We start from the raw sequence: 12,706 nt of genomic DNA, 5'->3' as shown, positions 1-12,706 counted from the left end.
ACGATCCTCCCGCCTCCGGGCTTCGCCCTGCGCTCTCCGCTTGCCATCTCCAAATAGGCCGCCCTGCAGGCGGTCATCACGCCCCTGTCGGGGGAGGGGAAACGCCGCTCCCCCTCCCCCATCAAGGGCAAAAAACGGTCTCCCCATCCTTCCTCACTCACGCCACCGGCACGCCGGCGTCGCTCCCTCGTGCAGGACCAGGCGCAAATCCGCGTGCCCGCCGGGCCCGCGGATCCACACCTGGCCGTACCGGTGGGCGATCCCCCTCCGTTTTTTCCCCTTGTCCCCCTCCCCCACGCTCTCGCCGCCGAGGTCTCAGGAGCAGGAGCCGGGCTCCCGCCCCTTCGGGGACAGAACCCGCGTTCCGGGGAAATGGGAAATAGGAGAAAACCCAAATGACAGTCTACACACACACCGCCAGATTCGATCATGGCCGCGCCCTCACTGAAGACGAATTGCGGCGCGCCGCCCCTTCGATCTTTGCAACTGAGGCCCACGAAAGCCGCTCGGACCGCTTTCAGCCGATCCCGACAATCGACATCCTGCGGGGACTGATGGCTGAGGGTTTCATGCCGGTTGGAGCTAAGCAGGCGAAAACTCGCGACGAAACCAAAGCCGATTTCACCAAGCATCTGATCAGGCTTCGCCGTCTGGACGATGATCGCAAGTACAGCGTCGGCGATACCGTTTACGAAATCCTTCTCAAGAACGCCAATGACGGCACGTCCGCCTACGACCTGATGGCCGGATTGTTCCGCGTCTGCTGCCTGAATTCGCTGGTGTCCCAGACATCCACCCTCGACAGCGTAAAAGTGCGTCACAGCGGGGACGTTGGCGCAAAGGTGATCGAGGGAACCTACCGGGTGATGAAGGAAGCCGAAAAGGCTTTGGTCGCCCCCGCTGACTGGTCGATGCTGGCACTCAGCACTGACGAACGCCACGCCTTTGCCGAAGCGGCTCATGTGCTGCGGTTCGCAGATGCAGAAGGCGAGACAAAGACACCTGTTCAGCCGGAACAGCTTCTTGATCCGCGCCGCCGTGGAGATACCGGCAAAGACCTTTGGACCACATTCAACGTCGCGCAGGAAAACATGATCCGGGGTGGCATCCGGGCCGTCAGTCGGGATGCGAATGGACGCCGCCGCAGGAGCCGCACCCGCGCCGTCAACGGCATCGATCAGGACATCAAGCTCAATAAGGCGCTTTGGGTCCTTACCGAAAAGATGGCCGAAATCAAAGGCATGCGAGCCGCAGCTTAAGCCGCAACGGGAGCGGAGCCAATCCGCTCCCTATCCCTCACCTTTCATCGACATCAGGCCGATTACGGTAACCGGAGTTACCCCCATGTCCAACACCGCAGAAATCATCTTCGTTCCGCTCAACAAGCTCGAAATCGATCCGCTGAATGTCCGCAAGACCTACAGCGAAAAAAGCATCGAAGAATTTGCCGCCAGCATCGCGGCGAAAGGCATCCTGCAAAATCTCTTGGTTCGCAAAGCTAAAGTCAATGGCCGCTACTATGTCTCAGCCGGTGGACGGCGGTTCCGCGCAGCGCTGCTACTGGTGGAGCAGGACAAATTTCACGCCGACCACCCGGTTCCCGTCAAGGTGATCAGCAAGGAAGAAGCGCAGGAACTCAGCCTTGCAGAGAATATCATGCGCGAAGCGATGAATCCGGCCGATCAATTCGAAGCCTTCCGCGATCTGGTTGACGCCGGTCAGCCCGTCGCGGACATAGCGGCGAAATTCGGGACATCTGAGAGCATCGTCAAAAAGCGGCTTGCCCTGGGCCGTGTCGCGCCGGAGCTTCGTGAAATCTTCCGTCAGGAAGGCATGAACCTCGACCAGCTCGCCGCCTTCACCATCACCGACGACCACGAAGAGCAAAAACGGGTTTGGGAGGCTCTTCCCTCCTATAGCCGTCACGCCAGCAGCATCAAACACGCGCTCGCAGGCGAGGACGTGAAAGCATCGGACAAGCGGTTGCGGTTCCTTGGCGGACTGGATGCTTACGAGGCCGCAGGCGGTGCGGTCAAACGCGATCTGTTTGACGACCATTCAGGCGGATACGCAACCGATATCGCCCTTCTTGAAAAGCTCGTGGCCGAAAAGCTGGTCGCTGAGGTTGAAACCGTGAAGGCCGAAGGCTGGAAATGGGTCGAAATCGTTCCTGAAATCGACTGGCAGGCGCTTTCTGAATATAGCCGCTGCTATCCGCACTCTGAAGATTTGACCGAGGAACAGGCCGAAGAGCTTGAACGGCTCGAAGCGAGATATCATGAACTGGAACTGTGCGATCAGTCCGAGGAAACCGACGCCGAGTTGCAGGACGTGGGCGACAAAATCACCACGCTCGAATTGATCACCGAGCGGGAAACCTATGCCCCTGAAGATCTGGAAATTGCCGGGGCAATTGTCAGTTTGCACGGCAATGGAACTGTGCGCGTTGATCGTGGGCTTGTGAAGCCCGGGGACCTGTGCCCGGAAAGCTCCAGCGAAGACGGAACCAGCGCGGGAACTTCTGAAGAAGAAACATCCGCAGGCGCTCCGGTGCTGAAGCACTCAGCCACCTTGTTGGAGGACCTGACAGCCCAGAAAACCGCAGCCGTGCGGTTGGAACTGGCGAACAATCCGGACGTGGCGCTTGCGGCCGTGGTGCATGGCTTCCTGTTGCGCCTCGTCTACACGGATTACACCGCACCTCAGTATTCCGCTCTGGAAGTCACCATCACCAGTACAGGCTTGGAAGGATCGATGAAGCAGCCGGATCAGTGCGCCACGTTGGAGGAACTGGACAATCTGGCGGAACAATTCGGGAGCCACATCCCCGGCAATCCGGCCGACCTTTGGGACTGGTGCATCGATCAGCACAAAAGCAACCTCTTGCAGTTGCTGGCATGGGCCGCGTCCCGGTCCCTGAATGCCGTTGAAGGGAAATTCCCCCGGCCCAAAGCAGCCGCGCACGCGGATCAGATCGGCGCGGCTGTCGGAATTGACATGCGCGAATATTTCAAACCGACCGCCGACAACTATTTCTCGCATCTTCAGAGGACAAGCATCCAAGCAGCAGTTGCCGAAGCTTGCGGCGATGATTTTGCCGATGGTATCAAGGACATGAAGAAAGCAGAGGGTGCAGCCTTCGCCCAAAAAGCCCTCAAAGATAAGGATTGGCTGCCCGAACCGATCCGCTGCGGCATGCCCACACATGAGCAGCAACCCGACGAAATGGGCAACGTCGAACCTATTCCCGTGGCGGCTGAGTAATCAGCCGTCGCCGGTCGCGGGCTTCTCCTCCCGCGACCGGCTTCCCTTTCCAACGAAAGCTCACGGGACAGGATCATGGATCAGCTCGAACTCTTTCAGTGCACAGGCAAAGGACAACCAGGAGCCACATGGTGGGCCGGGCGTTGGCAGTGCCGGAACATGAACGGATGGTTTCAAGACCGCGAAGACGGGAAAGACCCATGGTACTTCGTGGTCTATGCCTTCGGGGATTCTGATTGTGTCGTTTATCGCCTCGATGAAGCCGGAACCCTTGTTCACCACCGTGCACCCATCGATCCGCAAGGCCGCATCACTATCGACGGGCGCAAGTATGGCCGTCGCAATTGGCGCCACTAGCCAGGTCGGCGCGGCAGGGGCCGATTGCCGGCCGCATCGAGCAGCCGGCAATCGGTTCTGTTGAATGCGGCAAGCCCGTGCGATCTTTCTTCCCTGCTCTGACGAATGGCCTTAAAGCCATTCTTAAGTTGTCTGGACGACAATCAACACAACAATAAAGCCTGATTTTCCTCGAAAAATCATCAGTCCCCGCTAAACCTCCGGAGCACCCGGAGGCTTTTTTGTTTCCGGCCTGTGCTTCAGTGTTGTACCGGCTTGGCGTTGTCTGGCGGGAAGTCAACGCCATGCCCTCAAACATAGAGCTGATTCACATCTGCACGACCGTGCCTCACATCTTGAAATTCCAGAATATCCATATTATCAATAATAATTGGATTTTAAGGGAGTTTCCGATGCGAACTTTCACGACCGCCGATCTCAACAAACACGTCGGCGACGTCACGGATGCAGCCAGGCGGGAACCTGTCTGTATCACCCATCACCGCAAACCGAGATTCGTTCTCATGGCATTCGAAGATTATGAGCGTTTGCAAGGTACCAAGGATCCCCGTAAAGCCGTGACGCTGGAGACGATGCCTCCCGACATCGAGGACGGGCTTCTGGCCTTGGCAGACAAATATGAGCAAGGAACAGGCGCAGATGATTGATCCGGAAACCGGTCTTGTCATCTCCTATAGCTTCCTTTGGTCAAGAGAGAATGCAAAAGGCGAGGAACAAGGCCGAAAGGCACGGCCGACATGCGTTGTCGTTCCATTGACGTCCAAGAGCGGCGACGTGGTTTTGTTTCCCCTCACAACGAAAGATCCAGGTGTCGGCCGCTTGTGCTTGCGCGTTCCGGAAACTGAACGCAAACGCCTGAAGCTCAGGGGTGACACCCCCTGCTGGATCCTCCTTGATGAAGCTAATACGGACATTCTGCCCGGATCTTTTCATGTTGAGCCGATCAGTTACGATCCGCTGACGATTTCCTATGGAAAGTTCAGCCACGCCTTCGTCGGGCAGATCCTGAAAAAGCTCGCCGAGGCGATCCGCGCGAAGCGGCTCAATTTCGTTCAACGCGAACGATAATTGGAGGATCTGTCGTGCCGGAACGGTCCATTTACGCCCAGATCGACGAAATCCGCGATGTCCTTGAAAAGCGCGAACTACGGGTTTCGAGCCTGCGCGGCCATATGGCCAGCGAGGAGGAGGAACATATTCTCCGGCTCAAATGCACCCTCCGGACTCTCGAATGGGTCCGGGATCATAAGGATCAACTTCGAACGTTCGCGAGGCAGCTCAATTTCCCCGCCGGTCTGACGGGCAGCGACAGCTAGATGGGACGGCCTACAATTTGAATTGCCACAGGAACAAAAAGAGAACATTCTATGTGATCGATCCATCACGCGACCGAGCAACCGATTAATGGCTGAATACCGCAGAAAGTGGGCAAACGTCGATCAGCTTGCTCGCATGTTCCTGGAACAAGCTATCGGCAAACAGAAACCAGTACTGCTTTCCCCGGAAACCGCCGTTTTGGTTGCCGATCGCATGCTCATTACCGATTCCGACCCATTCGTTCGAGGCTTGCATTTCCGGGTCGAAACCTGGGACCGCGAAGGAAAACAGCCACTTGAGCTTCTGGTTGCGACGCAAAAGATATCAATTGGACACGACGCTTTCCGAACGGTGATGTACGACAGTCCCAAGGATCGGACACGATTGCGGCATGGAATTCGAGTCTTGCGGGACAGCGCCAGCGAACCCGAAACCGACAGCGATTGAAGCCGTCTGGATCCTCAAGATTTGGAACGGGGCTTTCTTGTCTCCCGCGCGCCCTTCTGGCCCAGGCCCATCTTTCTCGCAAGCTCGGACCGGGCAGCCGCATAGTTCGGCGCGACCATCGGATAGTCTGCGGGCAAGTCCCACCTTGCCCGATATTCTTCCGGAGTTAGATCGTAGTGGGTCCGCAGATGCCGCTTGAGCGATTTGAACTTCTTGCCGTCTTCCAGGCAGATAATGTGATCGTTGGTCACGGACTTCTTGATCGGAACCGCAGGTTTCAGCTCTTCAACAACAGGCTCCGAAGCTTCTTGAACCGCGGAGGATAGGGCCGCATGAACGGTTGCGATCAGCGCCGGCAGATCGCCCGAGGCGACCGTATTGTTGCTCACATAGGCCGAAACTATGTCCGCCGTCAGATCAACAAAATCAAGCTCAAGAGAAATGTCAATTTGCGCGGCTTCGGACATAAGAAATCCTTTTCGGTAGTTACCTAAACGTAAGTGAAGAACCGTTCTTAGGCGCGTTATACTACTAAGTAAATAGGTTCGGGCGGCACCCTTTGGGCACGGCTCTAGTCGCTGCGCTCCCCGAGCCAGGCGCAAGCGCCCGTCTCGGCCATCCGGTGACGATCCTCCCGCCTCCGGGCTTCGCCCTGCGCTCTCCGCTTGCCATCTCCAAATAGGCCGCCCTGCAGGCGGTCATCACGCCCCTGTCGGGGGAGGGGAAACGCCGCTCCCCCTCCCCCACCAAGGGCAATAAACGGTCTCCCCATCCTTCCTCACTCACGCCGCCGGCACGCCAGCGCCGCTCCCTCGTGCAGGACCAGGCGCAAATCCGCGTGCCCGCCGGGCCCGCGGATCTGCACCTGGCCGTCCCGGTGGGCGATCCCCCTCCGTTTTTCCCCTTGTCCCCCTCCCCCACGCTCTCGCCGCCGAGGTCTCAGGAGCAGGAGCCGGGCTCCTGCCCCTTCGGGGACAGAACCCGTGTTCCACAGGAAAAAGGAGAGAAATAGATGTTTATGCTCAAAGACTTCTGCGCGCTCGTCAGCGTGAGCTTGTTCAGCCTCGGGCTGGTCGCCTGCTGTGTCGGTCTCGCAGGTTGAGGGATAGCGTCATGACCAACAAATTCCAATTCGTCACGGCCTATTTTTACGATGCCTTTTTCGGCGCAATGGCCAATATCTCCCTAAGCCGGGCAAACTACATTGCCGAAGTCAAACAGCGCATCAAGTGCAGCTTTTTCGATGTCGCCCGCCTCGATGACAATCATGATGTCTTCGTGGACGACAACGGCCTGACAGACGGTCTTCATACAATCGTTCGCCTTAAGGACTTTCCAAATCCGTTTGCCGGAAACCTTGTCATCTTGGGCAGGGATGAGCACGGAGACATTGCCGAGCCTCGCATGACCGTCGAGGAGATCGCGGAGATGATTACGGCTTATCGGCCTGTGATGGATCCTGAATTGACCAACTTCGAAGGTCCGGACCTGATCGGAATCGGCCTGACAGGGTTGAATATCCGGATGGACAAGAGCGAACCCATCATCGTTGTAGACGGGGAGTTTTGAGCCATGGCGAAACTCACCAAACCGCAGCGCAAGGCACATGCAGAAGCCGAGGCGATCCTGACCAAGGATCGCTTGAGCGAAGACGAAAAAGACTTTGTACTCCAGAACTGGCACGAAGGCGCCAACCACATCAACGGAGCAGCCGGCGCGTTCTTTACGCCCTGGGGACTGGCGGCAGACTTCTCCATCGATGCCGGGGGCGCTGGTGGCCGCGTGATCGATCTATGCGCAGGGATCGGAATCCTGTCCTATTTCCTTCACCATCGCGCGAAATGGGACAGAAATTGCCCGGACCTGACCTGCGTTGAATTCAATCCCCGATATGTCGAGGTTGGCAGGAAACTCCTGCCGGAAGCCCGCTGGATTTGCGCCGATGTGTTTGACTGGAGGGACTGGCAAAGGGAGCTTGGAGGGCATCGCTTTGACGTTGCCGTGTCCAATCCGCCGTTCGGTGCCGTGAAACGCTCCGGGAACGGGCCGCGCTACCTTGGCCGCCAGTTCGAATTCCATGTGATCGACATCGCGGCCGAGCTCGCCGACTACGGCGCGTTCATCGTGCCGCAGACGTCCGCCGCCTTCCGCTATTCCGGCGCGCAATGCTTTCAGCGGGTTGAAACCGGCCCTGCGGCTGAATATCAGAAGTTGACAGGTTTTCGGATGCATGAAGGCGCGGGCGTCGATACCTCAATGTACAAGGACGATTGGAAGGATACCTCGATCATCTGTGAAATCGCCTGCTACGAATTTGCCCAGGATCGCGCCCGGCAAGGTCAGGTGCAGGAGCGCCTAAGTGCCCTGCCGGTTCCGGCCGTTCCACATCGCCCCGCCGAACAACTTGCGTTGCTGTGAGGGGATCCATGGGACCGATACGAAAAGTCAAAGTCTATGACATTGATTCCGGCCTCGGCGGCACGCACACAGTTTCCATCGTCGAAGAATTGCCGAACAATCGGATTAGCGTTCGAGTATGGTACGGCAGAGCGACGCCGACCGGTTGGGAAGCGTGGATTGAATGGGACGGCGCCACATTTGAGACAACGCACGACCAGTTAACGAACCCGAGAGTTTTAGCGCTCTACAAAGAGGAAACTTGATTCAGTCTTGAGCAGCAAAAGCAGCAGCGCCGAGCAAGCGGCGCGACCGGGCCGGATAGGCTAGCCCGGCTGAGGCAACAGCCTTGCTCTCAAACCGGAGGTAACGACGATGTGGCATTGGCCTATCAGCGTTACCCTTAAAGTGAAAAAGACCCGGTGCGCCGGCACAAACCGGTAAAGATCAGATGGTGAAAGTCCATTACATTGAAGGAGTAGCTACCCACAGTGGCCCCGAGTCATGCGGGTATGATCGCGAGGTCATGCGCGAAGCGTTGACAGGGGGAAGTGCAGGCCAGCCATTGAGCCGCGAAAATTCATTTTCTTGGGTGCCGACGCTCTCGGGTTTGGCGGAAGGCAACATGGAAAGGCGCGTTAATAGCGAGCGCTTTATCCGACCCAACGTGGTCTCTAGACCCTGGCATGCATGGATGATCTCTACACGGGAGCCGGGAGATCTCGAACCTGGCCAGAGCCCCCTACGGGTTGCTGGTCCGCATTGGGAAGGCGAGGAGCCGTAGCCAATGATGAACGGGTCCGAGAAGTCCGATTCCGCCATAGTAGCTGGGAAGCTTGCGAACAATGCTGGAATAGAGAAGGCGGCGGAGCAGGTGGAGCCAAGGGCGGGAACCAAGGAGAATGCGGATCAGCTAAACATGCACCGGGCGCAGAACCGGGAAAGCATGACAAATGCGCTGGACCGCGTACGTAATGCCGCAAGGCAGAGGAAGAAGGAAAAGTTCACTGCTCTTCTGCACCATATCACGCCGGATATTCTGAGAGAGGCTTTCTTCGCTATTAAGCGAAACGCCGCTCCCGGTGCGGATGGCGTGACGTGGGAGGCTTTTGAGGCAGGTTTCGATAAAAAGATTGCGGAACTGCATCGCAAAGTCCAGCAAGGAGCTTATCGACCGCAACCTGCCCTACGGGCTTATATACCGAAGGCAGATGGTCGACCGAGGCCGCTCTCGATCGCGTCGCTTGAGGACAAAATTGTCCAAAGAGCTACAGCAACCGTGCTGAACCAAATCTACGAGGAAGATTTCCTCGGGTTCAGTTACGGCTTTCGACCGGAACGCGGACAGCACGATGCGCTGGACGCACTCTATGTCGGGATCAAGACGCGGGGAGTGAACTACATTCTCGACGCCGATATCCAATCGTTCTTCGATAACGTCAATCAGGAATGGTTGATCCGTTTTCTGGAACATCGGATCGGCGATCCTCGCATCATACGCCTGGTTCGTAAGTGGTTACGAGCCGGGACGCTGGAAGACGGGATCAAAACTGTCAGTGAGAGGGGAACTGGTCAGGGGGCGTCAATTTCGCCCTTGCTAGCCAATATTTACCTGCACTACGTCTTTGATCTCTGGGCGGAGCGCTGGAGACGGCGGGAGGCCAAGGGCGCCATGATTATCGTGCGCTATGCGGACGATATCGTCGTTGGCTTCGAATACGAAGGCGACGGGCGGCGTTTCCAAACTATGTTGCGAAAGCGGCTACAGCAGTTCGACCTAGAACTACATCCAGAGAAAACCCGCCTTATCGAGTTTGGCCGTTATGCGGCTCATCGCGTTAAGAAACGTGGGCTCTCACGCCCGGAAACCTTCGATTTCCTTGGCTTCACTCATATAAGCGGGCGGTCCCGAAAAGGGACCTTCCAACTCCTGCGGAAGAGCCGGAGAGACCGCAGAGTGGCCAAGCTGAGGCAAATCACGGAGGTGTTGAATCGGCACATCAATCGTCCGATCCCGGAGCAAGGGAAGTGGTTAAAGCAAGTTCTGACAGGCTATTTTGCCTACTATGCGGTTCCGACCAACTCACGGTCGATCCATGCCTTCAGGCATCATGTCAAAAGGATCTGGATACGTATGCTTCGGCGCCGTAGTCAGAGACATAGATTGACATGGCAACGGATGGAAAGAATAGCCGAAGAGTGGCTGCCAATCCCGAGGATCCTTCATCCTTGGCCTGATGTACGGTTTTCCGTCAAATATCCAAGGTAAGAGCCGTATGCGATAGTTCCGCACGTACGGATCTGTGCGGGGGGCGCTCAGCAATGAGCGTCCCTACCGCGTGGACGACCTTGCAAATCGAAATCCGGGTCCAATTCATACTTTAGGGAAGGGGGCGGCGGGGAAACCTGCCGTCCCACTCCGGATAAGAATATAAGTCAATTCTCTGAATTTTCCAAATGATGGAAGTCAAGCAGGCAATCGGATGTCCTCGCGACATCGGCCGGTAGTGTGCAAACGTGAAAAACGGCGGCCAAGCGTGACGCAGCCGTGAAACGGTGCCGCAGGACCGCTCCCGGAATAGCTGAGCAAAGGCCTTATATCAAAATACCGATTTTGGAGCCCGTTCCGCTCGCCTACCGCATCGAGCGGTAGGCCATCGGGCGAAGGGAGCCCTAAACCCCTCCCCTCGAATCTCCCCTCCCCCCGCACATCAGAGCACCGCTTGCAGCGGCGCAACGAGGTCGTTGGATTTGGTTTTCTGGCGGCCACTGCGCCTTCGGGACGTTGCCAGACGGATTTCGGCTCCTGCTGCCGATGTTCCGACAAGGGTGCAGCGAGCTGAATCGCTTTCATCAGAAGTTTCACGGATCAGCGAAGCAGCCGGTCCGTTTGAGATTTTGAAGACCGATCACGGTTCCGTTTGATGACTGATGCATTTGTTCACGCAGCGAATTTACGTGGCTAGTCTCAAACAGCAACCCTCCGGGTTCTCCACTTCGTTGCGACCGCAAGCGGTGCTCCTTGAGCCCGACCGCCCCGTTTGAATACCGCGCACCAAACGCATTCATCAAAAGGAGAACCGACATGAAACAGATCATCAAATTCCTCAACCGTACCAGCCGCGACGTCCTGTCCAACGTCAAAAAGCTTCTAACGAAAGCGAAACACAGCGGGCAGCTAAGCGTTAGTCTTTCCATCGGCATCCCGCCTTTCGTCAGTATCCGTTTCGGATACATCCTCAATCTGAAGGCGGACAATGAAAACGCCCGGAGAGCCATTGCCAACTAGCTCGTTGAGCCGCATCCAGAAATTGGATGCGGCGTTGTCTACATTACGGCCCGCCCTTCTGCGGCGGTCGAAGATGAATTCGCTGTTTTAAAAGGTGAGCACCAGAGCCGCGTTTATTGGGATTTTAGGAAGAATTGATGCAGCTTTGTGGGTACTGACGCACGGCGAGTGGTGGCTCTGAGGCGAACAGTGCGGCGCTCACCAGGGCGGAAGGTTTTTCGCGTCGACGTGAACAAGATCCGGTTGATGTTGTTTGGCTGGCGCAGTGTCTCAAGAAAAAAAAGTCGACAAAACAAGTACTTGAACCCGTAGCATCTGACACGCCCACGCAGGATGAGGTGTTTGAACCACTTTGGTAAAAGGGCAGGGGTACCAGAGAAATTTAGTGCCAACGCACTCGCGGCCTTAGACGGAAATTTGAAAAAGCATAGCCGGCGGGATTTGCTACGACATCAGCAAGGACCGCGGCTGTGGCGTTTAGGACCCTTTCATTCTCCGCTGCATATAAATCCGCGTTCGACTTCATCGAGGCATTGAACCACAAGTCGCATGGATTGATGACATCGTAGAGTGCGACGCTTTTTGGTCTATAGGGATTGAAAGCTTAGGTTCGCCAAGTCAGTTCGGATGTCGGTGCCTCCGAACTTTCTTGATGTCGCCAGGGGAGCGCTCGAGCCATGATCTATTTTTTTGGGATTGGTGCGTTAATTGCAGTTCTTCGGGAGGTTGCGGTTCTTCAGGTAGAGCTTGCCGCGCGAACCTCCCCTCAAGTATCACCGCTTTCCACGTGAGATCATCCTTTGTGCCGTGCGCCGGTATCTGCGATATCCGCTGTCTTGCCAAGATGTCGTCGATGTCCTGGAAGAGCGCGGCAATATTGTCGACCGATCGACCGTTTATCGCTGGGTTCAGAAGTTTGGTGCCGAGCTGACCAAGCGAACCGAGAAGCACCTGTGGCAGGCGCGCGTATTCTGGCATGCCGATGAAACATAAATTCGCGTCGGGGGGCAGATGGCGTGACCTGTGGTGCGCAATCGATGGAAGCGTTCAGACGATCGACTTCCGTCCGACGTCACGTCGCGACGCGAAGGCTGCGAGAGCCATTCTTCGCGAGGCAATCGAACGGGCTCGTTTGTATCGGTCGGTCACGATCTACTCCGACAAAGCCAATACCTATCGGCCCATCATCAGCGAGATCAATCAATAATACGATTCGCATTTCGACAGCATCCGGCATGTCGACCGAAAGTGCCGGAGCGATCGGATCGAAAGTGACCATGCTGCCCTGAAGCGGCTTCTGGGGTGCCGGCAAAGCTTCCGATCCTTGCAAACCGCAAAGGCCACCTTGACCAGGATCGAGACAATCCGAACCATCAGACGCGGCCACATCCACCGCAAGAAACTAGGCGTAAAAGGCGAGAACGACTTTATCGACGGACTGTTCGAGCCCGCCAATCGCATAGACCTGTCTGCTACAGTGGCATCCATTTGGCCGTGGATAATTAAAGCAACAGTCACCTCTTATACCCACCTTGGCCTATCCTCGGTGAATATGTTAACGCGCGTTAACCAAAAAGCCATTGACAGGAATCACTAATTCACTCTTAGTTCGATCTGACGCTATTTTTCGTGTTT

Annotated in this window: 13 protein-coding genes and 1 pseudogene; 13 read left to right on the top strand and 1 reads right to left on the bottom strand. The window is 56.5% G+C overall.

Annotation, left to right across the window (positions count from 1 at the left end; translation table 11 throughout):
• Positions 1-395 precede the first annotated feature (395 nt).
• The 7 genes from ACYQ54_RS28130 (at position 396) to ACYQ54_RS28100 (ending at position 5,385) form a co-directional block, all read left to right on the top strand.
• Positions 396-1,259, top strand: coding sequence for a DUF932 domain-containing protein (locus tag ACYQ54_RS28130; protein WP_460088373.1), 864 nt, complete (start codon positions 396-398; stop codon positions 1,257-1,259).
• An 85-nt stretch (positions 1,260-1,344) separates the two neighbouring features.
• Complete coding sequence (locus tag ACYQ54_RS28125; protein WP_460088371.1) at positions 1,345-3,264, top strand: ParB/RepB/Spo0J family partition protein; 1,920 nt, start codon at positions 1,345-1,347, stop codon at positions 3,262-3,264.
• A gap of 75 nt (positions 3,265-3,339) precedes the next feature.
• Positions 3,340-3,621 carry a hypothetical protein gene (locus tag ACYQ54_RS28120; RefSeq protein WP_460088369.1) on the top strand — a complete coding sequence of 94 codons (282 nt, stop codon included), beginning with the start codon at positions 3,340-3,342 and terminating at the stop codon, positions 3,619-3,621.
• A 392-nt stretch (positions 3,622-4,013) separates the two neighbouring features.
• The gene (locus ACYQ54_RS28115; protein WP_454611320.1) at positions 4,014-4,268 is read left to right on the top strand and encodes a type II toxin-antitoxin system Phd/YefM family antitoxin; all 255 of its coding nucleotides are present in this window, start codon (positions 4,014-4,016) and stop codon (positions 4,266-4,268) included.
• A complete protein-coding gene (locus tag ACYQ54_RS28110) occupies positions 4,261-4,689 on the top strand; it encodes a hypothetical protein (RefSeq protein ID WP_460088367.1) in 429 nt (142 codons plus the stop codon). Before ACYQ54_RS28115 ends, ACYQ54_RS28110 begins: the two co-directional genes overlap by 8 nt.
• 14 nt (positions 4,690-4,703) lie before the next feature.
• A complete protein-coding gene (locus ACYQ54_RS28105; protein ID WP_454611294.1) occupies positions 4,704-4,937 on the top strand; it encodes a hypothetical protein in 234 nt (77 codons plus the stop codon).
• A gap of 88 nt (positions 4,938-5,025) precedes the next feature.
• Positions 5,026-5,385, top strand: a complete 360-nt coding sequence (locus tag ACYQ54_RS28100; protein ID WP_460088365.1) for a hypothetical protein — start codon at positions 5,026-5,028, stop codon at positions 5,383-5,385.
• A gap of 14 nt (positions 5,386-5,399) precedes the next feature.
• On the opposite strand, the gene ACYQ54_RS28095 is transcribed toward ACYQ54_RS28100, so the two are convergent.
• Positions 5,400-5,852, bottom strand: a complete 453-nt coding sequence (locus ACYQ54_RS28095; RefSeq protein ID WP_460088363.1) for a Ros/MucR family transcriptional regulator — start codon at positions 5,850-5,852, stop codon at positions 5,400-5,402.
• A 646-nt stretch (positions 5,853-6,498) separates the two neighbouring features.
• Between ACYQ54_RS28095 and ACYQ54_RS28090 the strand changes: the two genes are divergently transcribed.
• The 6 genes and pseudogenes from ACYQ54_RS28090 (at position 6,499) to ACYQ54_RS28065 (ending at position 12,668) form a co-directional block, all read left to right on the top strand.
• Positions 6,499-6,954, top strand: coding sequence for a DUF3846 domain-containing protein (locus ACYQ54_RS28090; RefSeq protein WP_460088362.1), 456 nt, complete (start codon positions 6,499-6,501; stop codon positions 6,952-6,954).
• 3 nt (positions 6,955-6,957) lie between these two features.
• On the top strand, positions 6,958-7,803 hold the full coding sequence (locus ACYQ54_RS28085; RefSeq protein ID WP_460088359.1) for a methyltransferase: 846 nt from the start codon (positions 6,958-6,960) through the stop codon (positions 7,801-7,803).
• Between the two features lie 766 nt (positions 7,804-8,569).
• Positions 8,570-10,051 carry a group II intron reverse transcriptase/maturase gene (gene ltrA, locus ACYQ54_RS28080; protein ID WP_460088358.1) on the top strand — a complete coding sequence of 494 codons (1,482 nt, stop codon included), beginning with the start codon at positions 8,570-8,572 and terminating at the stop codon, positions 10,049-10,051.
• 816 nt (positions 10,052-10,867) lie between these two features.
• A complete protein-coding gene (locus tag ACYQ54_RS28075; protein WP_460088355.1) occupies positions 10,868-11,071 on the top strand; it encodes a trans-acting factor B in 204 nt (67 codons plus the stop codon).
• 747 nt (positions 11,072-11,818) lie between these two features.
• The gene (locus ACYQ54_RS28070; protein ID WP_460088353.1) at positions 11,819-12,064 is read left to right on the top strand and encodes a hypothetical protein; all 246 of its coding nucleotides are present in this window, start codon (positions 11,819-11,821) and stop codon (positions 12,062-12,064) included.
• A pseudogene (locus ACYQ54_RS28065) lies at positions 12,048-12,668 on the top strand (DDE-type integrase/transposase/recombinase). The gene ACYQ54_RS28070 and the pseudogene ACYQ54_RS28065 overlap by 17 nt, the downstream one beginning before the upstream one ends.
• Positions 12,669-12,706 lie beyond the last annotated feature (38 nt).

The sequence above is a fragment of the Roseibium sp. LAB1 genome (assembly GCF_054658235.1).
Note: the sequence above shows the minus strand (reverse complement) of the source record. Positions and strands in the feature narration are given on the sequence as shown.

Coding starts and splice junctions, on each gene's coding strand:
- ACYQ54_RS28100 (WP_460088365.1), top strand. CDS start 5,026: ATGGCTGAATACCGCAGAAAGTGGGCAAACGTCGATCAGCTTGCTCGC.
- ltrA (WP_460088358.1), top strand. CDS start 8,570: ATGATGAACGGGTCCGAGAAGTCCGATTCCGCCATAGTAGCTGGGAAG.
- ACYQ54_RS28110 (WP_460088367.1), top strand. CDS start 4,261: ATGATTGATCCGGAAACCGGTCTTGTCATCTCCTATAGCTTCCTTTGG.
- ACYQ54_RS28120 (WP_460088369.1), top strand. CDS start 3,340: ATGGATCAGCTCGAACTCTTTCAGTGCACAGGCAAAGGACAACCAGGA.
- ACYQ54_RS28075 (WP_460088355.1), top strand. CDS start 10,868: ATGAAACAGATCATCAAATTCCTCAACCGTACCAGCCGCGACGTCCTG.
- ACYQ54_RS28125 (WP_460088371.1), top strand. CDS start 1,345: ATGTCCAACACCGCAGAAATCATCTTCGTTCCGCTCAACAAGCTCGAA.
- ACYQ54_RS28085 (WP_460088359.1), top strand. CDS start 6,958: ATGGCGAAACTCACCAAACCGCAGCGCAAGGCACATGCAGAAGCCGAG.
- ACYQ54_RS28095 (WP_460088363.1), bottom strand. CDS start 5,852: ATGTCCGAAGCCGCGCAAATTGACATTTCTCTTGAGCTTGATTTTGTT.
- ACYQ54_RS28090 (WP_460088362.1), top strand. CDS start 6,499: ATGACCAACAAATTCCAATTCGTCACGGCCTATTTTTACGATGCCTTT.
- ACYQ54_RS28115 (WP_454611320.1), top strand. CDS start 4,014: ATGCGAACTTTCACGACCGCCGATCTCAACAAACACGTCGGCGACGTC.
- ACYQ54_RS28130 (WP_460088373.1), top strand. CDS start 396: ATGACAGTCTACACACACACCGCCAGATTCGATCATGGCCGCGCCCTC.